The 25,755-nt window shown below is 58.0% G+C and carries 36 protein-coding genes and 1 CRISPR repeat array; of the genes, 11 read left to right on the plus strand and 25 right to left on the minus strand.

Annotated elements, in window-relative coordinates:
• Positions 1–229: 229 nt before the first annotated feature.
• Positions 230–580: a hypothetical protein gene (locus PSOLE_RS18200; protein ID WP_074860731.1), complete on the minus strand. Its 351-nt coding sequence runs from the start codon at positions 578–580 to the stop codon at positions 230–232.
• A 25-nt stretch (positions 581–605) separates the two neighbouring features.
• Positions 606–1,418, minus strand: coding sequence for a hypothetical protein (locus PSOLE_RS18205; protein WP_074860734.1), 813 nt, complete (start codon positions 1,416–1,418; stop codon positions 606–608).
• Between PSOLE_RS18205 and PSOLE_RS23880 the strand changes: the two genes are divergently transcribed.
• Positions 1,417–1,623, plus strand: coding sequence for a hypothetical protein (locus tag PSOLE_RS23880; RefSeq protein ID WP_139205022.1), 207 nt, complete (start codon positions 1,417–1,419; stop codon positions 1,621–1,623). The two genes, PSOLE_RS18205 and PSOLE_RS23880, sit on opposite strands and share 2 nt — an antisense overlap.
• Before the next feature lie 196 nt (positions 1,624–1,819).
• Here the strand turns inward: PSOLE_RS23880 and PSOLE_RS18215 are convergent, their stop codons facing one another.
• The 5 genes from PSOLE_RS18215 to PSOLE_RS18240 form a co-directional block, all read right to left on the minus strand.
• Positions 1,820–2,065: a hypothetical protein gene (locus tag PSOLE_RS18215; RefSeq protein ID WP_074860740.1), complete on the minus strand. Its 246-nt coding sequence runs from the start codon at positions 2,063–2,065 to the stop codon at positions 1,820–1,822.
• 222 nt (positions 2,066–2,287) lie between these two features.
• The gene (locus tag PSOLE_RS18225; protein WP_020308294.1) at positions 2,288–2,533 is read right to left on the minus strand and encodes a hypothetical protein; all 246 of its coding nucleotides are present in this window, start codon (positions 2,531–2,533) and stop codon (positions 2,288–2,290) included.
• A 31-nt stretch (positions 2,534–2,564) separates the two neighbouring features.
• Positions 2,565–2,951: a hypothetical protein gene (locus tag PSOLE_RS18230; protein WP_020308293.1), complete on the minus strand. Its 387-nt coding sequence runs from the start codon at positions 2,949–2,951 to the stop codon at positions 2,565–2,567.
• A 232-nt stretch (positions 2,952–3,183) separates the two neighbouring features.
• Positions 3,184–3,390: a hypothetical protein gene (locus tag PSOLE_RS18235; protein WP_020308292.1), complete on the minus strand. Its 207-nt coding sequence runs from the start codon at positions 3,388–3,390 to the stop codon at positions 3,184–3,186.
• Between the two features lie 13 nt (positions 3,391–3,403).
• Positions 3,404–3,622 carry a hypothetical protein gene (locus PSOLE_RS18240; protein WP_073937579.1) on the minus strand — a complete coding sequence of 73 codons (219 nt, stop codon included), beginning with the start codon at positions 3,620–3,622 and terminating at the stop codon, positions 3,404–3,406.
• 295 nt (positions 3,623–3,917) lie between these two features.
• Here PSOLE_RS18240 and PSOLE_RS18245 point away from each other — a divergent pair, with 295 nt between their 5' ends.
• The 9 genes from PSOLE_RS18245 (at position 3,918) to PSOLE_RS23885 (ending at position 10,198) form a co-directional block, all read left to right on the plus strand.
• Positions 3,918–4,403, plus strand: coding sequence for a hypothetical protein (locus tag PSOLE_RS18245; RefSeq protein WP_020308290.1), 486 nt, complete (start codon positions 3,918–3,920; stop codon positions 4,401–4,403).
• A complete protein-coding gene (locus PSOLE_RS18250; protein WP_020308289.1) occupies positions 4,400–4,663 on the plus strand; it encodes a PapB/FocB family fimbrial expression transcriptional regulator in 264 nt (87 codons plus the stop codon). The genes PSOLE_RS18245 and PSOLE_RS18250 overlap by 4 nt, the downstream gene beginning before the upstream one ends.
• Positions 4,664–5,205: 542 nt before the next feature.
• Positions 5,206–7,146 carry a hypothetical protein gene (locus tag PSOLE_RS18255; protein ID WP_020308286.1) on the plus strand — a complete coding sequence of 647 codons (1,941 nt, stop codon included), beginning with the start codon at positions 5,206–5,208 and terminating at the stop codon, positions 7,144–7,146.
• A 432-nt stretch (positions 7,147–7,578) separates the two neighbouring features.
• Positions 7,579–7,836 (plus strand): hypothetical protein, encoded by a 258-nt coding sequence (locus tag PSOLE_RS18265; RefSeq protein WP_020308285.1) that lies wholly within the window; start codon positions 7,579–7,581, stop codon positions 7,834–7,836.
• Positions 7,837–8,053: 217 nt separating this feature from the next.
• Positions 8,054–8,617, plus strand: coding sequence for a hypothetical protein (locus tag PSOLE_RS18270; protein WP_020308284.1), 564 nt, complete (start codon positions 8,054–8,056; stop codon positions 8,615–8,617).
• Complete coding sequence (locus PSOLE_RS18275) at positions 8,614–8,823, plus strand: hypothetical protein (protein WP_020308282.1); 210 nt, start codon at positions 8,614–8,616, stop codon at positions 8,821–8,823. Before PSOLE_RS18270 ends, PSOLE_RS18275 begins: the two co-directional genes overlap by 4 nt.
• A gap of 138 nt (positions 8,824–8,961) precedes the next feature.
• Positions 8,962–9,399 (plus strand): hypothetical protein, encoded by a 438-nt coding sequence (locus PSOLE_RS24790; RefSeq protein ID WP_244597308.1) that lies wholly within the window; start codon positions 8,962–8,964, stop codon positions 9,397–9,399.
• A 325-nt stretch (positions 9,400–9,724) separates the two neighbouring features.
• Positions 9,725–9,991 (plus strand): hypothetical protein, encoded by a 267-nt coding sequence (locus tag PSOLE_RS18285; RefSeq protein ID WP_020308278.1) that lies wholly within the window; start codon positions 9,725–9,727, stop codon positions 9,989–9,991.
• Positions 9,992–9,994: 3 nt separating this feature from the next.
• Positions 9,995–10,198, plus strand: a complete 204-nt coding sequence (locus PSOLE_RS23885; RefSeq protein WP_135406897.1) for a hypothetical protein — start codon at positions 9,995–9,997, stop codon at positions 10,196–10,198.
• A 287-nt stretch (positions 10,199–10,485) separates the two neighbouring features.
• Here PSOLE_RS23885 and PSOLE_RS18290 read toward each other — a convergent pair whose 3' ends face one another.
• The 11 genes from PSOLE_RS18290 to PSOLE_RS18340 all read right to left on the minus strand — a co-directional run bounded on the left by PSOLE_RS18290 (position 10,486) and on the right by PSOLE_RS18340 (position 18,390).
• Entirely contained in the window at positions 10,486–10,746 is a 261-nt protein-coding gene (locus PSOLE_RS18290; RefSeq protein ID WP_074860748.1) for a hypothetical protein, read from the minus strand.
• Positions 10,743–11,045, minus strand: a complete 303-nt coding sequence (locus PSOLE_RS18295; RefSeq protein WP_074860751.1) for a nicotinamide mononucleotide transporter — start codon at positions 11,043–11,045, stop codon at positions 10,743–10,745. The genes PSOLE_RS18290 and PSOLE_RS18295 overlap by 4 nt, the downstream gene beginning before the upstream one ends.
• The gene (locus PSOLE_RS18300) at positions 11,045–11,467 is read right to left on the minus strand and encodes a hypothetical protein (RefSeq protein WP_020308275.1); all 423 of its coding nucleotides are present in this window, start codon (positions 11,465–11,467) and stop codon (positions 11,045–11,047) included. Before PSOLE_RS18300 ends, PSOLE_RS18295 begins: the two co-directional genes overlap by 1 nt.
• 389 nt (positions 11,468–11,856) lie before the next feature.
• Entirely contained in the window at positions 11,857–13,128 is a 1,272-nt protein-coding gene (locus tag PSOLE_RS18305) for an IS200/IS605 family accessory protein TnpB-related protein (RefSeq protein ID WP_211098131.1), read from the minus strand.
• A gap of 271 nt (positions 13,129–13,399) precedes the next feature.
• The gene (locus tag PSOLE_RS18310) at positions 13,400–13,684 is read right to left on the minus strand and encodes a hypothetical protein (RefSeq protein WP_074860753.1); all 285 of its coding nucleotides are present in this window, start codon (positions 13,682–13,684) and stop codon (positions 13,400–13,402) included.
• A 159-nt stretch (positions 13,685–13,843) separates the two neighbouring features.
• Complete coding sequence (locus tag PSOLE_RS18315; protein ID WP_020308271.1) at positions 13,844–14,197, minus strand: hypothetical protein; 354 nt, start codon at positions 14,195–14,197, stop codon at positions 13,844–13,846.
• Positions 14,198–14,712: 515 nt separating this feature from the next.
• The gene (locus PSOLE_RS18320; RefSeq protein ID WP_074860756.1) at positions 14,713–14,997 is read right to left on the minus strand and encodes a hypothetical protein; all 285 of its coding nucleotides are present in this window, start codon (positions 14,995–14,997) and stop codon (positions 14,713–14,715) included.
• 11 nt (positions 14,998–15,008) lie between these two features.
• Positions 15,009–15,509, minus strand: a complete 501-nt coding sequence (locus tag PSOLE_RS18325) for a hypothetical protein (RefSeq protein WP_074860759.1) — start codon at positions 15,507–15,509, stop codon at positions 15,009–15,011.
• Between the two features lie 120 nt (positions 15,510–15,629).
• Positions 15,630–16,742 (minus strand): hypothetical protein, encoded by a 1,113-nt coding sequence (locus PSOLE_RS24410; protein WP_074860762.1) that lies wholly within the window; start codon positions 16,740–16,742, stop codon positions 15,630–15,632.
• 41 nt (positions 16,743–16,783) lie between these two features.
• Complete coding sequence (locus PSOLE_RS18335) at positions 16,784–17,137, minus strand: hypothetical protein (protein ID WP_074860765.1); 354 nt, start codon at positions 17,135–17,137, stop codon at positions 16,784–16,786.
• Between the two features lie 50 nt (positions 17,138–17,187).
• A complete protein-coding gene (locus PSOLE_RS18340; protein WP_139205023.1) occupies positions 17,188–18,390 on the minus strand; it encodes a ParB/RepB/Spo0J family partition protein in 1,203 nt (400 codons plus the stop codon).
• A gap of 163 nt (positions 18,391–18,553) precedes the next feature.
• On the opposite strand from PSOLE_RS18340, the gene PSOLE_RS18345 reads away from it, so the two are divergent.
• The gene (locus tag PSOLE_RS18345) at positions 18,554–19,798 is read left to right on the plus strand and encodes an RNA-guided endonuclease InsQ/TnpB family protein (RefSeq protein WP_074860786.1); all 1,245 of its coding nucleotides are present in this window, start codon (positions 18,554–18,556) and stop codon (positions 19,796–19,798) included.
• Between the two features lie 36 nt (positions 19,799–19,834).
• Here PSOLE_RS18345 and PSOLE_RS18350 read toward each other — a convergent pair whose 3' ends face one another.
• The 7 genes from PSOLE_RS18350 to csf2 all read right to left on the minus strand — a co-directional run bounded on the left by PSOLE_RS18350 (position 19,835) and on the right by csf2 (position 25,750).
• Positions 19,835–20,197: a histone-like nucleoid-structuring protein, MvaT/MvaU family gene (locus PSOLE_RS18350; RefSeq protein ID WP_074860772.1), complete on the minus strand. Its 363-nt coding sequence runs from the start codon at positions 20,195–20,197 to the stop codon at positions 19,835–19,837.
• A 601-nt stretch (positions 20,198–20,798) separates the two neighbouring features.
• A complete protein-coding gene (locus tag PSOLE_RS18360) occupies positions 20,799–21,146 on the minus strand; it encodes a hypothetical protein (protein WP_020308260.1) in 348 nt (115 codons plus the stop codon).
• A 135-nt stretch (positions 21,147–21,281) separates the two neighbouring features.
• A complete protein-coding gene (locus tag PSOLE_RS18365; protein ID WP_244597309.1) occupies positions 21,282–21,863 on the minus strand; it encodes a hypothetical protein in 582 nt (193 codons plus the stop codon).
• Positions 21,863–22,147, minus strand: coding sequence for a hypothetical protein (locus tag PSOLE_RS18370; RefSeq protein WP_074860775.1), 285 nt, complete (start codon positions 22,145–22,147; stop codon positions 21,863–21,865). Before PSOLE_RS18370 ends, PSOLE_RS18365 begins: the two co-directional genes overlap by 1 nt.
• A 20-nt stretch (positions 22,148–22,167) precedes the next feature.
• Positions 22,168–22,374 (minus strand): hypothetical protein, encoded by a 207-nt coding sequence (locus PSOLE_RS18375; RefSeq protein WP_074860777.1) that lies wholly within the window; start codon positions 22,372–22,374, stop codon positions 22,168–22,170.
• A gap of 785 nt (positions 22,375–23,159) precedes the next feature.
• Positions 23,160–23,983: a CRISPR direct-repeat array (repeat unit 29 nt; unit sequence CCGCTCACCCCCGCGCACGCGGGAAATAC).
• A gap of 55 nt (positions 23,984–24,038) precedes the next feature.
• Entirely contained in the window at positions 24,039–24,707 is a 669-nt protein-coding gene (locus PSOLE_RS18385; protein ID WP_074860578.1) for a hypothetical protein, read from the minus strand.
• Positions 24,707–25,750, minus strand: coding sequence for a type IV CRISPR-associated protein Csf2 (csf2, locus tag PSOLE_RS18390; RefSeq protein WP_074860576.1), 1,044 nt, complete (start codon positions 25,748–25,750; stop codon positions 24,707–24,709). Before csf2 ends, PSOLE_RS18385 begins: the two co-directional genes overlap by 1 nt.
• Between the last annotated feature and the right edge of the window lie 5 nt (positions 25,751–25,755).

The following is a 25,755-nucleotide window of genomic DNA, read 5'->3' on the forward strand; positions in this document are numbered from 1 at the left end:
TGTGGAGTGAACGGCGCTGTCAGGCCGTCAGCAGCAGGAACCCACCGAAGCGACGACGCGGCGAAAGCCGCCTAGCGCCGTAGGAATCCCCGGCCTTCCAGCTTGCTGCGAGCGAAGCGAGAGGCCGGGGAGGATGTCAAAACGACCTCAGACAAGGCCCAGCAGCCGGACTTTGCCGCCCGTTCACGGGCTCGATCCATTGACGCGCCTGAATTTAATTTTCGCTCTCCTAGAACCCTGCATTCATGCCTTGTTCTCCTTGTCTGCTTTGATCGAGGGCCTGAGCGCGGCGGCGAGCTGCCGCCTCGAACGAGACAACATTGTCGCGAGGCTCTACCGCAACCAGTTGCCGATGGGTGTGAGTCAGCGTGCGGCGAATGAGCTTGGAGTCCTCGATCATCTTGCTGATGAACCCCACTGGTCGGGAGTGCCGACCATTGAAGCTGCCCGCCAGCACGTCACGGCGGTGCTGGCGGAGGTGTGGGATGCACTGGTTCTTGATCCGGTCGCGCACGCCGGCATCGGCGTAATCCCCGGAGACGCACAGATTGACCATGCGCAGTAGGTGACTGGGCAGCATGCTTGTAACTCCCTCCTGGTGATGGTCAGTGCTTCACAGCTTCGGTAGGAACCTGGGCTGCCGCACGCAACGCCTCACCACCACGCATCCGTGGCGCAGAGGCCCGGCCAAATACCTCGGAAGCTGTCTCCAGGTCGTCTAGCAGGTCATCGTCAAGAAACAGCTCATCATCTTCCTTAGTGTCAGTAACCGGCTGTTGCTTGCGTAGGTCCGGCGAAGCGAGGGCGATACCCAACTGGCGAGCAACGTGGCCGGTCAGATCGCCGCAGGCCTCGCCGAGGGCGCTACGAATATCTGCGGGGTGGGTGTAGAACGTCGCCAGCGCCGGGTAGTCCTCGTCGAACAGCATCGCATCGATCAGGACCGGGGACTCATGGTCATGGTGCCGTGCGATGGCATAGACCTTGATGCCGCCATCGACTTCAACGTAGCGAACCATGCTGAGAGAGGTCTGCTGCATGTGGATGTGGCTGGAGCATTCGACAGTGCTTGCGGTGCCCTTCATGAGCCAGCTGTTTGCCCGAGAAACACGCATCTGGGTCTTCACGTCCATCGTGATGGAGCGGAACAGGTCGCGCAGGGAGTAACCGAGCAGGCCGATGATGATCGCGCCAGTGGCCAGCTTGAAGTTCTGTGCATGCGAGCCGAGGGCTGCGGCGTAGTTCGCATCCATGGCGACATAACCGCTGTAGACCCCAATAGCGGTGATGGCGGTGCTGATGGCGCCAGAGAGAAGACTCCGGGTCCAGGCATTGCCGGCCAGGAAAGGGGTGCGGTCGAAGCTGAACACGGCCAGCATCGTGGAGTGATTGGTGACGCTTTTCAGGAAGTCTTTCATGCGGGCATTCCTCTTTGATTGGAGTGCCCATCGTCACAGGGACAACCGTGTGTCAGCGGCTGCGGCGCGTTATCGCCAGAAATTGTCGGGAGCGGGAATTGGAACCGAGAATCCCGGCGTGCCCAGCCTATTCGTTGTCGATGCGGTCGAGCAGGCGGTGCTGTGCAACGATGCTGAGGTAGCCATCGGACTCAATCGCAGCTGAGGCGTCGCTTGCAGTTGCGGGGTGAGTCAGGAGCAGGGTGGTAGTGAGTTCGTAGGCGGTCGGTTGCATCGTGCGATAGCCGGCTCCGAAGAACAGCCAGTATCCAAACATTGCTGTTACGAAAGCGCCGGAGAGCAGTAGGCAAGCGTAAAGGCCACCAATGGCGCTGGTGCGCGTTGTCGAAGCCATCACTGTGTTAGGCCGGAACAACGTTGAGCCCCAGTTCACGCGCCCGGCTGGTTGCGGCAACGGCTGTGTCAGCGCAGTCGATCCAGAAGTCGCTGCCCTTGGCCACGATAGCGAACGGCGGTACATCATCCCCGCACTCCCGCTGGCGAATGATCACAACATCCGTGGACTTCTCCAGGTATGCAGCCATATCGCTGCGGCACTCAGGGAATGCAGCATCCACAAGTGCCTGCTGAACAGCGGACAATGCCATAACGTTTCTCCTAGGCGTCAGTCATCGAGGTCGGCGGGGGCGGTTCCAGAGCGACATTCTTGATCGGGACCCACTCTAGGCCAGCACGATCCAGCAGCACTCTGTGGTGCATCCAGTCGATGCCCCAGACCTTGTACGCCCCTGCGTCGCCTTTCACCTTCGCAATGAGCTGTGGCGCCGAGGGCATGTTGCCGTATTTGCTTCGCCGAGCCATTCCGGCATTCACTCCGATTCAGGTGGGGTGTAGTTGGGGCTGAGTTTTCGACCCTCAGCAGTTGCCACCCAGCATGGGTATTGAGATTCGCGCTCCACAAGGCCCATACGGACGAGAGCGGTCATGGTGTCGAGGTTGCATACGCGCTCGCCGTTGATTTCAACAGCGGCGCCATGCGAGACGCGAGCGCCCCAGCCCTGGCTGAGCCATTGCATGACTTTTGCCTGAGCAGGGCTGAGCTTGGGCTTCTTCATCCATCCACCTGCGGTTTAGCAGAATTCTGCCTCAACTGGGCTTCTTGTTCTTTGTGCTCAGTATCAAAACGAATGGGCCAATAAGCAGGAGCATGCTTAACAGTATCCAAGTCGCGCCGAAAACTGCTTCTCCAGGGGAGAATGACGGAGATATGGTTCTGAGATATGCACCGGCAGCGCTCAGAGCTTTCGCCAGCCCTACGAGTCCAGCGAAACCTATGGCCAGCCGCCAGCCCTTTCTAAAGGTGAGGTGCTCAATCAGGTTAGTTAGCCACATGAACGCGACTACGACACTTGCAAGCACTGCTACCCAGAATAAAACACCGGCAGCGTCCGCCAAGATTGCATAGGTAAATTCCGAGTCTCGCTCAAAGCGTTCTGCGAGAAATCCGGTAGCACTTGATTGATCGTGATTCATGTCCTTGTACCCTGACTTCCAGCAACTATGCGGTGGACTCCAAAAACCACTCGGCTAATAACCCAAATTGACGCTCCTGTGTAGCAAGCCAGAGGCAGGATCGGAGCCCAGGTAGGTAGCCTCAGCCAGAACGCGGTTGAGCTATCCCAAATTGCAATGCTGACCACCACGCCCAAAAAACCGACCAAAGTGGCGAGCAGCAAAGCCAGCGTTTCTCTCATGTCTGAATTCCTTACTTGATCCTGCCGGACTGAATGGCAGAAAACAGGTCGTTCCTATACTGGTCGCGTTCGATCACTTCGGACTCGCCATTCCGCCGCAGCTCCCACTGGCCGTATGCCTGAACCCAGGTTAGGGTGAAGCGCAACTCGCCTTCACGCTTCACCTCGATGCTGCCGTCTGGTTGTTCGTGGTCGCTCCAGGGCTCAAGCATGGGCATGACGGATAACCTCTTACTCGTCGTCGAATACTTCGAGTTGGCCGAAAAGGGCTATTTCGCCCAGATGAGTTTGATCAGGTCGGACGTGCTCAAGCTGCCGCAGGATTTTTTGAGCCAGATCGAGAGCCTGATCCTTCGGGATGACCAAACGAACAAGGTCGGGATAGTGGGACTTCTCGGAAATAACTTGGTGGCCTTTGCCTACGGTGAATTCGTAATCCTTGGTAGCCATGCCGGTTCCTTTGTTTAACGTTGTTAGGGGAGGGGGCTTTGGCCAGCAGCTGGTGCAGAATTCGCCTTCTCGCCCTCGGCCATGATCAAACAGTTGTGAGCGAGCGCCCTGGCTACTCATCAAAGCATGCGCTGAGGATAACGGCTTTGCCTGGCTCACCCCATTCAATACCGACACTTTGCCAAACCCAACTATGGGCCTCGACGATTTTACACCGGGCACTTCCGTTCGGCTTGCCCAGTCTATGGTTTACCGTAGACTGTGGCCATCGAAACGAATCCAGGAATGGCGAAAAATGGTCCCGGTCGAACTACTAAAAACCGCAGTCGAACAGCTGCCGAAGTGGAATGTCAGCGCTGTAACCCGGCTCACATCGGTGAACTGGCGGCAGGGGTATCAGATCAAGATGCACTGGTACGATGGCGCCGCCTTTATCTGCTACCTGGACTTCAAGCGCGACTACAGTGCCCGAGAAGCTGTACTCAAACGCGCCTTCGAGCTGTTTGCTGACGAAGGCGCCAAGCCGCGCACCATCGACGGTCACGGCTGGACGAAGCTCGATTACGAGTTCCGCTCTGGCTCCTTCATCAGCGTCAACGAGATTGCTGAAATCGCCCAGTCGATGGGGTATGACTTCACAGTGCTCTACGTCCAGGAGTCCATCTGCTCGCGGCCAGTTTTCAGCGTGATGGGTATCCCGCTAATCCCAGGCGAAATGGGCAAAGAGTGGGTGGATGGTGAGTTCGTCCCGTACTCCTGCCCTATGGGGAAGAACCTTTGAGTGCAAGTCTCAAGCCCGGTCATGTAGCACAAGAGCAGTTCGAGCTGCTTCTGGCCGGCACTTCCATACGCAGCGTGAAGGTCATCAACGCACTGCGTGATCACCTTGTCTCTGGGGTGCCAGGGAAAGATGCGTGGAGCCAGAACGGTGCGAGCAAGGCCCAGTTCTATCTGAACCTCGGCGTTCTCAAGGAGGAAAGCGAGCGATCCCGCAAGCTTGCTCCGTTCTATGCCGCCGTAGAGGTCGCCGATGAGCAATAACGCGATGGCTCCAGTATGCGACCGCTCTGAAACTGCGAGCTGGTGCTCCGGCATCGATGTGCGGGCCGTTCGCTTGGTGAGCAAGATCGAAGATGGCAACCTGGAGCACAACGGCCCTGAGCTGCTGATGTGTAAGTGCTGTAGAGCAGTGCATGGCTGGCGAGTAGCGCTGGTTCCAGAGCACGTCGCAGTCGCGCCGCTGGAGGGTGCTAGTGGACAGTAGCCAGCCAGATGATCAGGCACGTCTGCCGTTGCCAGTAGGAGCAGTAATCGAATACTGCGGCGACCTTGCGGTGGTTGTGCGTGATCCTGGCGGGGAAGGGCGTCTGACCGTCAAGGTTCGTGGCTGTGTGACGCAATGGCGCTGGACGCATGAAGGGGTGTCTTGTTCTGTCGTGTCTATCCCCGGCTGCAAGCGATGAACAAAGCAACCCGAACCCCCAGGCTATGGTTTGAAGATTTTTCGTGTGTGGCGATGACACCGTTCAAGCTGGGTAAAGCTCAGCCCACTACCAGCTGAAATCGAATTTTTCGGAGCGTTTATGAGCACCAAATTTGACCCTGCTGTCATCCCGGTCGTTGAGGTGGAGAAGGTTTTCACTGACTTCGAGCAGGCCGAGCTTGGGCAGTGGTACTGGGTTGCCGATGACGATGAGCAGTTGCTTATGTGCGTCATGGAGATAGGCACCAACTATGTCGAGCTGCGCGAGCCTGAGCTACGCGGCTATCGATCTACGCGGGTGCATCGTGACGAGTTTGGGGACTCCCTCTCGTTTGAGCCTAACCCTGAGCAGCATTTCCAGAAGATGGTTCAGCACTATCAGGACGCTTTGGCTGCCAACATGGCCGAAATCCAGCGCCTGACTGAGAGCCTTGGCATTGCCCCTCAGATCGGGCACCAGCCAGCCGGCGATACCGAGGGGAAGTCGCTTGCTTTGCTCTCTGGTCAGGTTGACGTAAGCGCATTCAAGAACGCGCTAGTCCTGGCAAAAAACGAAACCCTCCCTGAGCTATTCGAGCGAAACGAAAAGCTCGCTGGCGAGCTTGCCCGTTGGCTTGGTGCCCCAGGCTTGGCAATGAAGGCCAAGCTGGTGCCTATGAAAGAATCGGTCAAGCAGATCGAGGACAAGCTGTTCAACATCAGCCTTTACTCGGGAATTTTCGAGTCGATAAAGCAGATTTCTGACGGCGTTCCAGCCGGCAGGGATGAGAAGCTTCGAATCATGCAGCGCCGGCTGTACTGTGACGAGGAATGCCTACTCGATTACCACTCAGGGGGTATGGAGTTTGATGGCATGGACGAGTTCGACGAGTGGCTGGCTAAGCCTGTGAACCGTGATCGAATCCTGCCGTTCCAGCGCTGCATGGTTTCGATGAAGGTACGCCGGAATGAGAAAGACCGCACCGGCGTGGGGCTGGACTTCTTCGTTCAAATACGCCTTGCAAATGCCGACAAGTTCACCTTCTTGATCGTTCGCAATGGGGAGCAGCTGTACCGCATCAGCACAGACATTGACTTTGGGGAGCTGATGTTTCCTGAGCGTGCTGTGTTTGATCCCAGCGAGCCGATGATGATGAAGGTCTGGAATCGTGACCGCATCGAACAGATGATCACCAAGCGCGAGTTTGATGCTCTTGTCGAGCAACGAAATCAGCGTGAGGCGGCTAAGCAACAATGGGAGTTGGACAACCCCCGCGAAGAATGGGAGAAGGCCAATCCTAATCAGAGCTGGCAGTTCTCTAACCCCCATCGCGGCTACGACTCTTTCTACCCCGGAGAATGGCAGCCGTTCGACGACACCAGTGTTTACTTTGACCTGGGCATTCGAAAAATCCAAAGCCAAGTAAAGGAGTACAACAGGATCGCCCTTGTCGTGCAGGGTCTGTTTGATCGTACCCAGACGCTGATCCCACACAACCCAGTTCAGATGTGGCGCCCTGCATCCTTTGCCGCGTCGGTCGAGCTGGTCTATGACGGATCAATGGCATTGCACTGGGGGGAGGCCCCCGATATTCATGGCTACATCGCTGCTTGTAACGCAAAGGCAAACGCTGATTCGGTCATGTTTGGCCAAGAGCAGCTTTGGATGGAGCGCGAGGCCGAGCGCGAGAACAACAAAACCAGGAACAACTGGCGGATTCCGAGTAACAACAAGTATTACTACAAGACGCTTCGGCCAGAGGGTGATCTTGGGCCGGGACGTGTTGCAAGGATGGCCGGCTGGACTCCGCGTAGCCGTATGGCCACATTCACTTGGTTGAAGGCGCGTAGAGCTTTCAGCGACGACATGGTACGAGCGCAGCTCAAAGCCCCGCTCGACAAGCTGTTCAACGTCAGTGCTTACAAGCTGGGTGACTTCAAACGCTTCTTCGCAGACCCGAGGACGCGAGCACAGTACCTGGAGTGGGCGCCAATGCTCTTGAGCGCTGAGGACTACCATCGCGGTGCCCTGGCTGCCGCTGACCCTATCCCCTCGGAGTAGGGCCAAGCAGCACTCGACAAGCACTAAGCCCTCAGCCCCAAGCATCGGGATCGACGAGTTTGATCATCGCCCGATGACACAGTTGCATGACCACCACTCTGCCACCTAGTTGAGTAACCTTTGATAGGTATCGCCATGCTGATCGTGAAGCTTGTTGCTGTCTTCTATTTCCTCATTTCGCTAAGGGGCCTAGCGCAGGAAATTCTGGACAACGCGCAGACCCCAAACACATATGCTCAGATTGCCTTGTCATCAGGCTTGATCTGCTACTTCGTTTTCTCAATCTGGACGGGTTCAAAAGGCTAGGGTGGCCAATAAGGCCAGGCATCCCAGTCCCCACCATAGGGATCGACGATTTTTATAGACCCCCGATGACACAGTGAGGGACGGGCTCAAGATGCAGCCATCACTTTCACAAACGAGGGATTTCCAGTGAGCCGCATCAATCTGACCCGCGCAGCCTTCATCGCCATGTCTTTGATCCTGTCCGGCTGCGCGTCCAGCCATAGCGCCGAGCAAGTCGAGACGGCCTCCGCTCCCGACCGTGCGAGGGCTATCCCGGTCTTCGTCGTGCCGAACTGCCAATCGCTGGGCGGTGAGCAGCGCTGCCAGTGGATCGAGCCTCGCGGCTTCGAGCGCGATGCGCCTGCTCCGTCCAGCACGTCTACTGTCCAGGGCATTGCCCTCTGACCCACAAAGGGGTGCCTTCGATGAACACCACGCTCTGGACCGCAGCTCGATTCCCTGATGGCAGTTGGTCAACTGGAGGCGCACCGGATGACCCTGATTACGTCCATTGCACCGTATACCGAGTGCCGGCAAAAGACTCCGACGAGGCCCTGCGCTTGGGCAAGGCGGAGCACCGTAAGGCGGTGCGGAAAGCTGCTAAGGCAAGCGGGGTCAAAGCATGACCATCCAATCCATGCCACAAGCCGCCACCTTGACTTGGGAAGGCCTGCGCAATCTGCCGATCCCCCAAGAGGTACGCCAGGGCTGCGTCTTCAATGAAATCGAACTCAGCCGAAAGGGTATCGACGAACTGCCGGCGCCGCTGAACCGCGCTACTTGCTGGATATACTGCCGCGAGGCGTGGCCGCACTCCGATCCCGACTTCGAGGGTGATATTTTCATCACGCTGGCGGTCCAGGCCGATCATCGATACTGCCAGCTCGTTCCGGGGAACAAGCACACGGAAATCCCGGTTATCCCTGGTCTTCTGTTCACGACTGATCCGTTGTCCCTGCATTGGCTTGCGCCGAACAGTGATGACGGGGCGGGTTTCATTGGCCTCCAGTTCGAGGTGCCTTACCACTCTGCGGACGAGTTCTTCTCGGCGCTGACCGCAGAGCTGTCCTCGCTCGGTCAAATTCGAGTTGAGCGACCGGCTCTGAACGATGCCCTCCTTGTCGCAACTGGGGAGTATGTCGGTACGCCTCCAGGGCCGCTTGCTGAAATGGAGAACTGCGCATGAACGTCGATCTAGTGGATGGTTATCTAGCTGCTTTCGAGGCTGCAAATCCAGACAAAAGAAAGCCCAGGATTACCTACAAAAATGGCTGGTATCGCGTGAGTAGCATCACCAAGTCTGTCCGAGAATCGAAGCTTGCTGAAATGCGCGACGTTCTGCTCAAGAGGGTCGAATCGGCTCAACACCTCAATACCCAACAAGGGAGCTGACTGATATGGCATTGATCACTGGACTGGCCATCGAAGAAGCGGCGGAAATGGAACTTGCCGAGGGCGGACGATTTGGAGATTCGCTGTTTGGTGGGCAGGTCATCGAGGCCGCACGCGAGCTGCTTGAGCAGCAAACCAATGAGCACGCCGACCCACTGCCTCTATGCGAGTTCTTCGAATCGATCCGACGACATGGGGCTTGGGCGTCTGCGCCTGATCCTGGATGGCGACTCAGACGTTTCCATTGCCGTTATCACCAATGAAGGTGAAATGGCTGACGTTGAATTCTGCACCCCGTTCTCCGGGGGTGGCCGCTCTCCGAAAGTGCGTGAGGCCCTGCTGAATCTGGCCCGCGCCATTCGTGACGAGAACGCGGCCAACCCGCTTGACCGTGGCCTTGCGGGAGGCCGTTCTGCTATCCGCATCGAAGGTGCTTTTGCGGTGGCCTGGAAGACGCCCGATCAAGACGCCTGGGGGCTCATGCCGGGGAGTCTGCTGCATGATTTCGACGCGCTTGCTCTCAGGTGCAGGCCTTGGCCCTGGCCGGCGATGCTGAAACCCAGTATTCGGCAGTGAAGATCGAGCGCAGCGGTATGATCCCGGTAGGAGAGATTCACTGGGGCGTGAAAGAGCTGTGATTGTGGGGCTTCGGGCTGTGTGTAACTGAGCGTCATTCAGTTGCGCCGCCTTCCGGGTTCTTTGCACTCTGACTAGGTTGAAGCTGGCACGGCGCCGTTATAGTCCCCCTCAAGTAAGTTAGGACCACCGCATGATCATCGCCCACAAGATCGCACTTGCCCCCAACAACGCACAGGCGACCTACTTTGCCCGTTGGGTGGCTGATCGGCGGCATCCCCTGCGACAAGTCGAGCAACACCAACCAACAGCAATAGGAGCCGCTATGAGCACCAATTCCCAAGTTGTGACCTCGCTCTACCTCTGGAGTGACGGTCATAGCAGCGTATACGGCCCTGGAGAGAGTGCCGAGGTGTCCGCTCCAGGCTGGCTGTTCAATTCCGAAGACACCGACCCGGATACCCACCGAGAACTGCTGGCGAATTTCAAAGACAAGATCATCGAAGCCTTCGCCCTGATCTGGGGCGAAAAGACTCATGCCGCATACGACTTCGAGCTGGCGGCGCCGAACGCCTGCGCCGAGGCGGAGTAGTCCATGCCCAGTGTCATCTACGAAATTGCCGGTATTCTGGCCTTCATGCTGGCTCTGGTGCTTTTCCAGGTGGCAATGAGCAGCCCTCGCCTTTGTCCTGCTCGACACCGCGCTCAATTTTTCCGCGCATGCGCGGAAAGTCAGGGCGGTCAACAGGCCTGCATCAGTCAGGCAGGTTCGTGCTCCAACCATCGCCGGGGCTTGTGATGACAGTTGCACAGGCCAATCAAGGGTATGCGGCCCGGCAGGTGGCTGATCACATTCAGCCGCTGGCTATGCCATTGCCAGAATCCTGCTCAGACAGCTATGCCGCAGGATGGGCAATCGCGGATATGGCGATAGTGCGGGGGGAGGGGGTGAATCACGATGCGCCTCTCGATTGGGATGAAGACAAAGCGAGAGGCTTTCGTGAAAGGATCGTCGCAGAGGATTCCCGTGTGGCGCGGTCAGCAGATGCATTCTCTGAATGATTCGCCAGCGGGGCGCAAGGCTCCCTAAGCGGTAGTGTGCTTTCCTTGTTCGTCGAGGGCGCGATTCATCAAGCCGGCCACGCGGTCGGCGCTCAGCACCATCAGCGTTTCTGAGCAGCGGTTGCAGCCCAGTACGAACTGACATGCAACGTCGCTCAGCCTCAGCCGACCATTCTGTACTTCACCCGGCGAAACGATATTTGTCGCCCAGGATTGATCCAGGCTGCCGCAATGCTTGCAGGGCGTATTGCCGTTCTGTTCGATAGAGGATGCGTTCGTGCTCATAGCGCTGCTGTTCCCTTGTTGAAATGGTTGGAAGGCTGCGGGCACTTAGATTTGCTCGCTCTCGACCGCATGTAAGGTATCCACACGCGTACCAGGCCAAGCAGGTTCGTCATCACAAAGCAGAGATTCAGCAGCATGATCCCGTAGGCGCCGATCAGCAGGCCGTACAGCGACAGAACCACGCTGCTGGCCAAGAACAACCACCAGCCCCATGGCGAGAGCCGCACATTGCTGGCAATCAGCGTAGCGCCGGCAATACCGCAGATGGTTCCTGTCCACTCAAGAATGTCGAGCATCATCATTCGTCACCTTCGTATTCGCCAAGTTGGCGCTGGATTTCGTCAATCTGTTCGGCCAACTCAACACCCCGGCCACCTGCCGCCGCAAATTCCCCTTGAAGCTCTGCCAGCTTCACACGCAGCTCCGATTCTTCGATCTGGGATGTAGCCCAATCCGGCAGTGAGCCAGTCGCCTCCAAGCCAAATGCGCTCGGCTCATCGAACAGCTCTGGGTTGGCATTGACCATCGAGTCTTCAACATCCAGCAGCTCAGTGCGCGAGGAAAGCCCATAGCTGTCTGCCGCTGCGCGGTTGCGCTGTACTTGCAGCACCAGAACCTTCCGGGTAGTTGCATCCAGCACAACACGCGTCATGCGTTCGCTGCGCTCGCCCTCAAAGATGTGGCCCCAATTGCCTGTGATGTACTGCGGTGCGTTGTTCATGTCGCCTCCAGATATGGCTTACTCAGTGAAGCCATTCTCAGGCCTTGGAGTCTGTGTCATCGGCGACTTTGGAATTATTTCACTGGAACTACAGGAAGCATGGATTGGTATGGATAGCCGACTACACTCGGAACGCTAATCGAAGAAAGCCTTTGGTGGTGAAGTTGAAGCTTCGCATGGCCATTGCCTTCATGCTTGTGGCGATGGGAACCATGCTCACTGCGCATTGACCATCCGTGCTACTCAACCGATAGCGTTTACCGCTGAACGTCACTCTGGGGAGTCGAGCCGCTTCCAGGCTCGGTGGTACTTTGCGATGCGTTTCAGGTCATTCTCCGATACAGCATTCAGGCGCAACAGGTTCATGTTGTCGTGAATGCTCCCGCTCATCATGCTGCGCATAGATGAGGGGCTTCCTGCTCTCTCTGCCAAAGCGTTGAGAGCGTGACCGGCATTCTCGGTTTGCCGGGGGAGCTTTTGTCCTCCGGCAACTGCCCGTCCTTGCGGCGGGTCAGTTTGAGTTTCCAGGCCCAGTAGCGGGCCGCGATGTTGTAGCTGGCATTGAGGTCGCAGTTGTACTGCTTACCTGTACTGAAGGTGGCCAGTTCGTAGTGCTTGGCGTCGCGCTTGAGTTTCCCTGAACCGTCGAACGCCCAGGACGAGGTGCCCCGCGCATAGACATACTCGACTCGGCCACCGGCCTCGGCAAACTTCGCCTCGATCAGTGTTGCCAGCCGCCGATGCAGCCAGCCGTGGAAGCGCTGGCGCAAGGCCGAACGCTTGCCACCGGCCTTGGGCCTCCAGCCTTTCAGGTTCTCCAGCACGATCACATCCGCCCCATGCGCCAATGCGTACTGCACCAGATGCTTAGAGGTGAGCTGTGCAATCTGCTCATTGATGTGACGCGCCTTGCGGTGTAATTCAGCACAAAACCCCTTGGAGAGCTTGGCTGTCTTGCGGGCTTTGCGGCGTATCAGCAGGCCGCGTTTATTGCGTCGGTCTATGTCCGCAGCCGGATGGAAAAACCTCCGGGCTACGACAGTGCCGCCAGATGAAACGATACTGGCCGTGGCCAGCGTGTTAATACCAATGTCCACAGCGCATACCCGATCAGCCATTGGCAGGCGTTCGGGCTTCACCTCGACCGGGACGGATAAGTGGCAGTGGCGAGCCACCACAAGGGCGGGCGATTTGATTGTGCCAAGCAGGTGGCGATGGCGAACCGACTTAATTGGCACGTCATGCCAAAGCCATTCCCGGCCATCCCAGAGTTTCAGGCTGGCTTGGGAGAAGTCGTCGTTGAACTTGACCTGCTGCCCCCGGTACATGGCCGGGTAGCACCCTGAAGCGGGGCTAAAGAGCGGTGGCTTGGCATCAGGGCGGCGGCGATCACCGTCCAGCCATGCGTCATAGCGCGTCAGGTAGCTCGACACTTGGCCTTTGACAAACTCGATAGCCGCACGCCGCAGGTAGGACGGAAATTTGTAGAAACGCCTGGCGAAGTAGCGGTGACGTGGCTTCGGGTTTTTCGCCGTAGGGTGGATAAGTCGTTCAACGGCAGCGGCAAAGCTGGGAGCCTGGCTGAGCGCAGGCCAGTTGTTAAGCACGACAATGGACAGGGCGCGGCAGTATGCCCGGTATTCCGCCAGGGTCAGGCGCATCAGATGTTGCTGATGCGCAGTGGCTTGCAGAGGCCATTTGTCGGTGCGTATCACGGGCGCTCCCATAGTCGGAGGGTGAATCATCTATACAGCCGCTTGACTAGCGCATGACGCTAAAGCGCTCATGCGTAGGATGCGCGGCTAAAATGCTCAATAGGGAACCCGAAGCGTCGATGCAGGGCAGCAGCGAGATACATGCACTTGCCGCAGACGTACTGCTCGTTCAGTTCATCGGGTAGGTCTTTGAAAAAGAGAGGCATAACGGTGAGCCTCAGCAGGCGACAGGCCGGAGCCTGCACTGGAATGCCGACTCGATGTAGCAGTCGCTCGGAATCGAGGATTGCTCGAACTCAACCCGGTTCATGCGCAACAGGTGGGCGAAGACTCGACCGTCCTTGTGGCGAGAGGTTACAGGGATCGTGCGGTTGGGGTCGGTGTTCGGTACGGCCACCAGCTTCTGATGGTCGAACACGTACTTCGCCTTTACCACCCGGCGCCCATCCACCTCCTTCACATCGGCATCACTGTGAACCTCGAAAATGTAGGCGTCGGCCATGGTGTTCTCCTTCTGAACTGGTGGGGATGGAGTAAAGATATGGCCTTAGCGGCTGTGTCATCGCCGCAGCGAGGAAGGGATCGAACATCCTCAGACCCATAGTTTGGGTTTGGCAAACCGCCCCAGCCGGGCCGGGGCGTCAAGCCTTGAAAGCCACTTTCAGTTCGGTTTTTGTGCTCCGGCAAGGGCTTCGCGAGCCTGCTTCTTGGCGGCAGCCAGCTCGGGAGTGTCGCAAGGGTCTTCATCGAGCCAGGACATTGCATCGAGCGCCATCAGCGCAGCCAGGGGCTGGGTCTGGACGATGGCCACCTCATCGGACGCCTTGTGTCGAGTAGCGAAAAGCCGGTACTCATTGCGCCAGGATTCTTTGCAGCGCGGACAGGTGACTGTCTCGAATACCTCGGCACCAAACGCCTGCGGGCCTTCGCCTACGGTTTCTTCCTCGTACCCGCAGCACGGGCAAATGAACGCATGCACTTGGTGTTGCAGGATGTGGGGCATCGAGGTGGTCATGGCTCTGTCTCCAGTTCAATTTGACTGGGTAAACAATACGGGGGGAAGCGCTGTGTCACCGCCCCGGAAAGCCATGAACAAAAAGTTCCCGCTCAGCAGAACGGGAATTCAGGAATACGGGGAGAGGTCACTCCTGGGGAGCGCGGCGAGCCTTCAATGAGAGCACCGGGAGAGTGCGTACTCTGGGTGTCGCTGGCGCCTTGGTTTGCGCTGCGGCCTTGGCCTTGAAGCGAGCGATAGTGGCGGGAGAGCAGTTGCAGTCGTCCACGTCCCCCACCGAGCGCAGGGGCTTGGATTCCGCCTCGTAGCCGAGTCTGAGAAGGCGTTCCAGCTCTTTGCGGTCTGCTGGCTTGAGGAATCGCTGGATGCAGTACAGCCCTACGCCTTGGCATGCTGGGCATCGAGCAAGAGTGACAGGTTCGTCCTGGGAGATAACTGGCTGGCGGATCACGGGGAATCAACTTCGGGTGTGAGCAATCGGCTCTGGGCAGGGCTTTCTGCAATGCCCAGTGCGGTTAGGTCATGTAGTAGTCCGGCTTGAAGTCCGGCTCGTCGATCAGCGCAAGCCAGCGCTCGCAATGCTCTGGCTGCTCGAAGAATATCCTCACCATGCTGGGCGTCCACAAGTCGCCGCGCTCTGGTGCGCCCGCCGTGATCGCGTCGCACATCAGTTTGAGAGAATCGTGCAAAGCAAGGCCAACCTCGCCCCGCTGATCGTCAGTCAGCTCCGTCCGCAATAGTCGGCACAGGGCTTTGACCGTGTTCGATGACTTCTCATACCGCCAGTCTGGAGTTGGCATTACTGATCCTCTCATTGTCCCGCGCTGACGACTGCGCTGGGCTTGCTGGTCAGCATTCTCGCAGCAGCGAGGGCGGCTTTAAAAGTCTGCTCATTATGCGCGACGCCTATGTACTCGAAGAATTCTTCCTTGGGGAGCGCGTCCACCCAGTTACCGTACTCATCCTCCGACATGTTGTCGATCTGCTCGGCCAGCTCCACCAGTTTGGGCAGCAGGCGCCGGTATGCCGCTTCATTACGAGCCGCACTGCCCTGCTGATCAGGCTCGGTATCGGATGCTGCTGCGCCCAATGCTGCGGTTGCTTCGAGTGCCTGCTGAACAATCAGGCGTTCAGCTTCGATGTACTGATCACCATCGGCAGCGAATGGCACGCACAGACTCGCCAGTTCATGGACTGGGCTTTCGGATGGAAGCGACGCCCTCTTGCGCCAGGTGAGCACGTCAGCAGACAGGGCAGCGACGTGCTTCTCAACGAACTCACGGGCCGTCTTCCGGCTCTGTTTGATCGTCACTTGTGTTCTCCTTGATCCGACACAACTGGAGTGAATGGGTAGCACTGCTTGTGTCGCCAGCCCTCAAAGTTGGCAGGTAGATCGCGAAACATAACGCACTATCCAGTGAAGTCGAGGTGGCTAGCCGAGGCGACGGCTGGGAGTTGCTTTGTGCTTGGGGGATCGCTCAAGCGGCAAATACGGGTGCTCTGTGATGTGCCGTCGCTGAGTGAGTGCAATCGGAGCGGCCAGGGGTAGTAGAGCTGCTGCCAGGGAGCCGGAAAAAATCATCGCAGCCGCCAGCTGGAATACATCCCAGGTGTCGGGTGCGACTGCGAGCCCGAACAGCCCGAGAATCGTCAGGCTGGCTGTGATGAGCCAGAACCGAGGATCGATCCTTGCGTTGTTTAGGTTGGCGAGGTTTGCCGACATAGGCTCATTCATGTATGCCTCGGTCGCTTTCAGCGTATCGAGGTCAACGATGGGTTCTTCTGGTGCGTCAGGGTGTCCAAGGGCCGTTGTCGTGCCTCGGGGGCCGAACAGGGCCTGAATCACCAGCTCCGGCGCTGGGAAGTCAGATGGCCAGGAAGCACTGACTCCCACGCAATAGGCTTCCATCACCGGCAGCGTCCAGCTTGGGTTCTCTACTCCCGTGACCCAGCGACCATCGAGGACTGCCCAGATGGCCGAGAAACCATTGACCTTGATGCTGTACAGGCTGAGGCGTTCCGGGCTCGGGTAGCTGTGCTCGGTCACAAGGGCGGGGATGTAGTCGATACCCTGGCCGCGTAGGAAATCGACCCGATTCTTACCCTCGGACGGAGCTATCAGACCAAGGGGCTTGATCCAGTCGTAGTGGGTAGCGCCTAAAGAGCCATCAAGCATCTTCTTGGCGTCGGTAAGCTTGTCAGCCATAGCCGGAACATCGTCATAGTCGAAGTTCTTCATGCAGCGTTTCCAGCTACCGCCGAGGGTGTTTGAGGTAGGCACCAGGGCAGGGCAGGGCTTAGAGGTCTTGCTGCTCAAGAAGAAGAATGGCAGCACACGGTAAAGAAAAGGGGTTGGCTCATGCGGAATAGGGCCGTAGTCACAGAGGTCGCGGGCAAGCATTGAGGCCCGATAATCCTTGACCGCCCTGTCCATGATGTACTTGTTCAGCACCATTCGCTGAGCAGCATGGTTCAGCGCATCGCTCACCCCGAGGTGGATCGGAGCGACCTCAGAAGTGGTGGAGTCGGAGGGCTGCGTGGTCATCGTGGAATCCTAGATTCGAGGTTGAGAGTGCAGCAGTGCGCTCATTCGTCGCTGGCGCTTGTATCGTTTGCGCGGTTCGAGCGCAGGCCCTCAACAGCAGCAGCGAGTTTGCTGGAGAGAGAGAAAATCAGGTCCACCTGGGCTTGATCCGGGTGCAGCAGGGCATTGATTCGACCGATTCGCTCAATGTCGTCTTTCAGTTTGTCCAGCCGCATCTTGAGCTTATGGGCGTGTACGCCGTGCAGTTTCACCGCCTCCTTCACGTCCATCCCATTGACCAGATGGTCGCGCAGGGCGCAGACCATTTCAGGCCCGTAGTTGTTGCCGGCAGTCAGTTCATCAAAAACTTCGTTTGGCAGGTCGCCTGGGGCGACCTTGCGCAAGTCAATCAGCATGTCGAGGTTCCGCAGTTACCAAGGGGAGAGTAGGACCATCAGGCCGCGAATCAGGCGGCAGCCTGCTCGCCTCCCTCAGTGGTATCTTCCTCGGTTTGAGCCGGCAGGGTGTCGGCTTTCTCGGCTTCTTCGAGCTGAGCCAGCAGAGCGTCCAGCTTCTGGCGGGTTTCCTCGGCAAGGCTCGAATAGGCCGGGTCTTCCTTGAGGGCGCGGGTAGTCTTGAACAACTCCAGGCCGTGCTTGCGGACAACCTTCTTGACGTGCGCGTCGGAAGCGTGACGGGCAGTCAGGCGGGGCCGAACAGGGGCGGTGGTGGCCGGGACTTGCTCTTGCTGCGCCGAGCCGGGCTCCTGGGTAGTTTCCGGGGCCTTGCTCTGCATTTCAGCCAGAGCGCGAGAGCGGCGAGCTTCCAGCTCTTGTACTGCGCCACCGTTCCCGTGAGCGCGGATCACCTTGATTGCTTCCGAGGCAGACATTTCGTTGCTCAGAACCGCGTCAACCAGCGGCTTGGGAGCATTCACCAGACGCATCAGGCCATCGACGTACTGCGGTTTGATGCCCATGCGTTTGGCGATAACTGCGTCGGAATGGCCGTTCTTGGCCAGTCGTTTGCAGAGCAGGCCCAGCTCGAACGGGGTGTGCTCTTTTCCTTTGTTCAGCCTGAATTGCTGAACATAGAGGTCGTCGAGGTTGACGTTGCGGCCATCTTGAACAACTACCGGCAGAAGCTCGATGGGCGAGCCCTTTTCAATAGCACGCTTGGTAGATTCGAGGCGGCAGTGACCATCGAACGCATACAGACCCAGTTCGCCGTCGATTTCAAGCACCAGCGCTGCGAGAGGGCGATGCTGAAAGAAGCCTTCTTCCAGGATGCTGTCGGTCAGGAAGTCGATGTGTGCGTCCAGCTCGGGGCCGGGCAGCCGAACGTTGAAGCCCTCCAGTACCTTGATTTCATTGACAGGCACTTTCCACAGGTCCGAGCTGCCGCCCGCACCCTTGATCTTGTCTTCTTCCTTGGCTTGGCCTTCGTAGACGGCTTTGATGCCGGCCATGAGTTTCTTGACGCTGCCCGGCACGAGGGTCAGGTCGAACGATTCGATAGCCAGTTGGGTTTGCTCGAACATGGACATTTTGGTGTTCCCTTCGCGTTTGGATTTGATGGAAAGAATATCAACCCTAAAGGGTTGTGTATCCAGCAAATAAACCTCAAAGGGGTAAAAGTCGTCAGCCCCGATAATCGGGGCTGAGAACAATGCCGCTGCGCCCTAGCAACTAGCACAACTAGGCGTGCGCGTGGGATTCGCGGGCTTCCTTTACCACTTAGCGCGAAAAGCCCCGGAGTTCAGTCCGGGGATGGATAGCGCGGACGGCCAAACCGTCCTTGCTTTTATAGCTGTATATAAATACAGTTACTCTATGGTCAGACGCCAAGCATTTAAATACAGAATCGAGCCTACTGGCGAGCAGCTGCGCAAGCTGCGGCGGTTCAGCGGTGCGTGCCGGTTCGTGTTTAACAAGGCATTGGCGTTGCAGAAGGAACACTACGAGCAGGGCGCTAAAAAACTCGGTTATGCCGGCTTGTGCAAGCTGCTTACTGAATGGAAAGCCCAGCAGGAAACCGCCTGGCTTTCGGATACCCCCTCGCAGGCGCTTCAGCAGACACTCAAAGATTTGGAGCAGGCCTACGGCAACTTTTTCGCTAAGCGTGCGGCCTTGCCTCGGTTCAAGAAGAAGGGCCAGCACGACAGTTTCCGCTACCCGCAAGGCGTAAAGCTTGAGCAGGGTAATAGCCGTGTCTTTCTGCCCAAGCTCGGCTGGCTGAAATACCGCAATAGCCGGGCAACTCTTGGCGCTGTGAAAAACGTCACGGTTAGTCAGTCTGCCGGCCACTGGTATGTGTCGATCCAGACCGAGCGAGAAGTCGATGTACCGCTGCATGCATCACCGTTGGCGACGGGTATCGATCTGGGCGTGGTGCGCTTTGCCACGCTCTGGGATGGCCATGCCGAAACCGTGTTGTACCCGCTTAACAGCTTCAACCGTCATCAGCACCGCCTCGCCAAAGCCCAGCGGCAGATGAGCCGCAAAACTAAATTCAGCAACAACTGGAAGAAGGCCAAGGCCCGCGTCCAGCGCATCAACCGGCAGATCGCCAACGCCCGTAACGACTACCTGCATAAGGCGTCACACAGCCTCAGCAAAAGCCACGCGCTGCTGTGTGTCGAAGACTTGCAGGTGAGCAACATGAGTCGTTCGGCAGCGGGCGATACCGATGTACCAGGAAAGAACGTCAAGCAGAAATCGGGCTTGAATCGTTCGATTCTGGATCAGGGTTGGGGCGAGTTTCGCCGACAGCTTGAGTACAAGGCGCAGTGGACTGGCGGCGATGTGCTGGCGGTGCCGGCGCACAACACCAGTCGGCAGTGCCCTGCCTGCGGCCACACCGACAAAGACAACCGCAAGACCCAATCTTTGTTCCTCTGCGTGGCCTGCGGCCACACCGAGAACGCGGACTTGGTGGCAGCAAAGAATATCCGTGAGCGCGGGTTGAACCTGCTCAAAGGGCTGGACATAGCCCAGATAGCTTGTGAAGTGAACGGTGCAACAAAGCCGTCAGCAGCAAGAACCCGCCGAAGTGATGAAGCTGCGAAAGCAGCCTAGCACCGTAGGAATCCCCGCTCTGGGGCGGGGAGGATGTCAATTCTGGAGCCAGGACTGTACGGCTTCGGCGCCCCACTTTTCCTTCCAGGCCTTGAGGGTCTTGTGGTTTCCACCTTTGGTTTCCACAACTTCCCCAGTGTTGGGGTTCTTGTACACCTTGATGGCGCGGGGAGAACGCTTGCCGGTGCCTGCCTGCTTGGCTACTTGCTTGCCGTAGTTCGGATCGAGAAGCGCGATCACGTCACGCAGGCTCTTGTTGTACTCGCCCATCAGTGCGCGGAGTTTCTGGTCGAACACCAGCTCCTTCTTGAGACGGTCATCATTCGAGAGGGATTGCAGGCGCTCTTGCAGCTCCTTGATGGCTTCTTCGGTGTTGCGGTATTCGTTGATCAGCGACATGTCGGCTCACTTGTTGGTTTGTCGTTGTGTTCGAATCAAAGCAGGCTTACAACTTCGAGGCAAGCCTACATGCTGTAAATGACTGGGCCTGTATATTGAGGCTCACTGGAATTGTGGCGCCGGCTGCGGACCAATCAGGTACTCACCCTCACGCAGCCAAGACTGCTGTGCGCTATTAAAAGACTTCATCGACTGCCCCCAGCGCTCTTTGTTGAACATAACCGGGCGCGGCTCAGGTTCACCGTTCGCAAAGTACCATTAAAGACCATCTGAAACTGTTGCAACTGTTGGATGCGAATAAAGTTTCATTCTAACGCGAACGATTTTGCTGGACTGGCTGGGAAGCACTCTGCCCGGATTGCATCTAAAGTTTCATCCTAATGCCTCGCATCGGCCTTCAAACGGTCTGAAAACCACGGGATGAAACTTTATTAGTACGGATGACACATTATTCGCATCCGTCAACGTCACCCAGCTCAACCTCCAGGACTTGGAATTCGCGTACACCGGCACCTTCCTCTCGTCTGGATTTGCCGATATTCGAGACTTCTTCCCAGAGGGGCGTCCGAGAAAGACTGGGAAGGGCAGGTGAGCTAGGCGGTTACTGCTCGCATGCACTGAACGTCACGCGCCCTTTGCCGCCTGCGAGGTGGCCATCCTGGTCTGCCATCCTCTTGGCCATGGCGTTCGCCTCGCTTTTACTGTCCGCCTCGATTGACCGATACACGATCCCATCAACCTCGTCCCAGGCCGGGTACTGAAAGCGCATGGTCACGTCGAAGCACTTGCGTTTGGCAGCGGCGGGCTCAGCAGGTGATGGCGTCGGTTGAGTCCGAAGGCCCATCGCTACTTCGACTTCTTCCAGTGAGCCGACGAAGGGCTCGGCGTGATAGCCATTCAGGTAGCTGTAGAACTTGCCACCGTTTAGCCGACCGATAGATGGGTGCATGTACTGCTCCTGCCTGATCCGTTGGTGTAACTATCTTCCGCCAGCCAGACCTGTGTCACCGCTGGCCTGCAAAGAATCAACCAGCGTCAATACCTAACGAGGGGAGCGAGGAACGCCGCGGTTGATTCGATGGGGTTAGGAGTGCTGGAGCCAGTACGCGAGCGTGGGATAAACCGGAAGCGGTCGATAGGGGGTTGCCCTGAGAACACAGAAGCCTGCATGCGCAATGCCGTTGATACCCAGATAGGCGCCCGCAGCCAGGGAGTTGCGGATGAAGCGCCCCTCAGCGCCATATTCGTCGTCCTGAATGATCAGGTTGTCTGGCAAGCCAATCGCCCTGCCGGCAGCAAAAGCCCAGGCCGTAGCCTCGGCGTCGCCCGTCTGGAGCATGGCCCGCTGTAGATGGGAGTCAGGCTCCAGCTCCATGCTGTCCAGGTGCTCGTATATCTTCTTCATGCCGGCGACCAGATTGCCGCCCAGCAGATGCCTGAACTCGGTTGGGACAATCGCCAGATGCCCAGCCTCATGCAGGAGCCCGGAGGCCGGAGCACGGGGATCAACGTGAAGGCCACCGTTCACGACTTCGACGTGTTCGATGAAGCCGCTGGCGCCGGGAACCGACTGCACCGTAATGCCAATTTCACTGAGAAACTGCATGGCCCGCTCAGCGTGCGGGCACTGCATGCCGTAGGTTCGATCAGCAAAGGCCTGACTCATCAGAACATCCCAAGATCACGGCAGTAGTCTTGCCACGCCGACAAAACGCCACCAGCGAGCTGAGCGTCGGTAGAGCCCACCCATTGGTCGCGGTCGTAACCCTCGACAGCTCCGATTTCATCGAGACAGGCCGTGCGTTGATCCTCGGTCATTGCCGGCAGCGTGGTGTCAGAGCGGTATGCGTACACCCGCAGTACCCGCTCAGCGCCGCTGCACGCACAGGCTTCATCCGGGTTGCAACAAGGGGCAGTGATGCCGGCAAAAGCCTCGTCCAGTTTTTCCATGGTTCGTAGCTCTCCAGGGGTCAGTCGATGCTAGTGACCGGGCAATTAGCCGGATCGAGTTTGGCCAGCTTCGCCAGAAGCTTGTTGCAACGCTCTTTTTGGGCGGCAACGCTGGGCAGCTGTACGGTCATGTGCCGGCCAGCATGGGAGCGGTCGAGCATGTTGCGGTACGAAAGGTATGCAGCACGCAGCTTGCGCTTGATCAGCCAGATTCGAAGTTGCTTCATAGGCTCTCCTTGAGGGAGGTTGGGAGTGGAATCTGATGCTCATGATCGCTCAAGCTGGAGTGTGTAATCCTGGCTCATTTGCAATTCCCAAGGCCCCAGAACTGGAATGCAGCAGAGCTTTAGGCTTCCAACTCGTCCTCATCACCTTGCCAGTTTGCCAGCACGGCCATACCCAGGACCTGAACCTCTACTGCACTCAGGGTGAGCCCAGTCTTGGCCAGGGAGCGCCATTGAGCGCCCAGCACTAGACCTACTCGGTAGCGCTCACCTTCCGTTAGTCCAGGGCGCAAGCCAGCCCAGTGGTAGGGTTGGCACCGTTTATCCAGCGTACTCTCAGGGGGAAGCATGACCAGCTTGATACGCTCAACCTCGGACTCGCGGGGAACACCTGCGTGGTTACGTAAATACAGTTCATACACCCCGTTCACTCCCGCAAGCGCGAGAAATACGAACGAGCAGTTTCTCATGCTCGATCCATGGGCCGCTCACCCCCGCGCACGCGGGAAATACTTCGCGCTTGCTCATTTCTCACCCCCACAGCCCCGCTCACCCCCGCGCACGCGGGAAATACAACCGTCAATACCCCTTCAAATCCCCAAAATACCGTTCACCCCCGCTTGCGCAGGGAATACGTTGCTGCGGTTTCGCAACGTGCGCTACAGGACCGCTTACCCCTACGGCGCGGGGAACACGGGTTCATCAACGGCGATGACGGGCGCAGCTACCGAATACCTCCACGCAGGTGGACAACACCAGAACCCTGATTTTCTCCCTGGATATATAAGCCGCTTACCCCCGCGCACGCGGGAAATACGTAAACACGCTGCCGTAGTCGTTGGACAGCATCCGCTCACCCCCGCGCACGCGGGAAATACCCGAAAACAGCGCCACCGCTCTCATCGTATGCCCGCTCACCCCCGCGCACGCGGGAAATACTGGCACCGCATGCTGTTCAGTTCGCAAACATGCCGCTCACCCCCGCGCACGCGGGAAATACGCCGCAGGCCGGGCACTTGCCCTTGCGCATGTACCGCTCACCCCCGCGCACGCGGGAAATACGGCATCGTCGCACTGCTGATCGCCTACTTCGCCCGCTCACCCCCGCGCACGCGGGAAATACCACACGTACCGAGAAGGATTTCATGGCAACGTCCGCTCACCCCCGCGCACGCGGGAAATAAGGTCCCTATATCCCTTAATTTTGAGAAGCTGACCGCTCACCCCCGCGCACGCGGGAAATACTCATCCAGAGGCTTTTCGTAAGGTGGATCGGGCCGCTCACCCCCGCGCACGCGGGAAATACAAATGATGGGAGCTGAGAAGATCGCCACAAACCCGCTCACCCCCGCGCACGCGGGAAATACGCCAAGCGACCATCTCGCTGAGACGCCCGTTCGCCGCTCACCCCCGCGCACGCGGGAAATACTCGGCTCAAAAAAGCCACTCAAGGAAGGCGACCCGCTCACCCCCGCGCACGCGGGAAATACTGGAAGAAGGAAATCGCACCAGCCCTGCATAGCCGCTCACCCCCGCGCACGCGGGAAATACTCGCGTCTCGAATCTGATGCGTAACTTGGATGCCGCTCACCCCCGCGCACGCGGGAAATACACATAGATATTGATCTTCCGCATAGTGCGAACACTACATCTGGTAACTTGCAAGGTTAAGCCAAACTGGTGGGCACAAGCGCCGGCTTGTGCAGACTGCGATCCCAATATGGACTCTGGAGAGCCGACATTGCGAGTGCATACTCTCCGCAGAGGATGCTTTGTTCGCTGTCATCCGGCATTGCCCGCAAGGCCCAGGTACATTCGACTTCTGGAACGACTTCCACCGAGAATCCGGCTACCCGACCGCATCCTACGCCGCGCCGACCTCCGATCTGCCGACATTGAGAAAGAAGGTCAGCAATCCTGGCCTGATCGCCAACGCAATATGCAGTGAGCGTGGCCCAGACCAACGGGTAGTGGTACAGCGAGTTCTTGAATGGCCCTCCAGCTGGGTTGGGTTTCGCTGCCCGCAATAGCAAGAATCCTTCGCTACGGTGCCGTGCTGCTTCGGCAGTGTTGATCCGGCTTGTCTGCATCCAGTTTTGCGATGCAGCACCCTTGTTAATATGGAATGCAGAGGCCTTGAAAACCCATTGCCCGGATCGAGAGCGGTACTGCTCCAACGGCAGGTCATAATGGTGATCACGCGGGTTGATGCCATCGCCCAACTCTGCCCGAACCTCACTGACCCGAAGGGCACCGAGTAGTGCGTCCAAGTGGAACAAGTCTCCAGGTTCCACCATAGGGGAGCCGAGGTTGATGGTGACTTTCAGAAAGTCCATCAGGCCTCCTTGGCGCTCGCTGCGAACTGCTCAAACTCAGAACTGGTCATGCCGTCCAGCGCCTCCGCGATGGCATCGAAGAACTGCTCAGTAGCTTGACCGGAAACACCGGATGGAGTCCAAACGGACTCGCCATCGAGGATCACATCTTCGATAACAAAACGACCGTAGTCCTTGGCGTGACCGCCCGCGATGCGCTGGTTCGCCAGCTTGTTAAGAGCCAGCAGAATCAGGCCGATCTGTGATTCCGAGGGGCGATCAACATTGATCCGCCACAGCCACTTCACGCCCGCGATGACCACTTCATGTGCGTTAAATGCCTTGAGGCCGCGACCGTTATCGTCCGACGACTCAGCGGCTTCGTCCGCTTGCTTGGCGGCTTTGCCCTTTTTCGCCTTGGTGGTGGCCAGCAGGCTGGTAATCCAATCGTTCGCAGCTTGGGCGCCACCCTCAATAACAGCTGCATCATCAGGGCTACCCAGTTGCAGAATAGGGTCATTTCGGCGCGTCCATACAATTTCGGTAATGCCACCCTTGATCGAGTCGTTGATGTAGTCGCTTCCGATAATGCGCTGCGAGAACTGGTGGATGGGGTACAGGCTATCGACCATGAGCCGACCTTGCAGCATGCGGGGGCCACCCCCGAACAAGCCGAGAAACGGGTGGGCGCGCATCGTGACGATTTCGTCGAAGCTGCTTGGTACGCCGTCCGGGTTGCCACTGGAGTTGCCGGCATAGGCAGTGGCATAGGCGCCAATACTCAGCTGAGCGGACTTATCACGCAGGGCGGGTTCAATCACATCCTTGAGCATGGTGCGGCGCAGAAGGTTGCGCATGGTGTTGCCGGGAACAATGGGCAGCGGCACCGCCTTAGCCACGCCGTCGCCGGTTTCCGCCACCACGGTCATGGTGCGAGCGCGGGTCAGAGGGAAGCGCGAAGCGCCCTGCGGGGGGTTGATCGTGCCGTCCAGCGATACGTAATAACTCCCAGGTGCAGCGGAGAAGATCGGGGTGATGTTGCGAATGAGAACTTCGATTTGCATGGTCT

The organism is Pseudomonas oleovorans subsp. oleovorans (assembly GCF_002197815.1).
Classification (GTDB): Bacteria; Pseudomonadota; Gammaproteobacteria; order Pseudomonadales; family Pseudomonadaceae; genus Aquipseudomonas; species Aquipseudomonas oleovorans.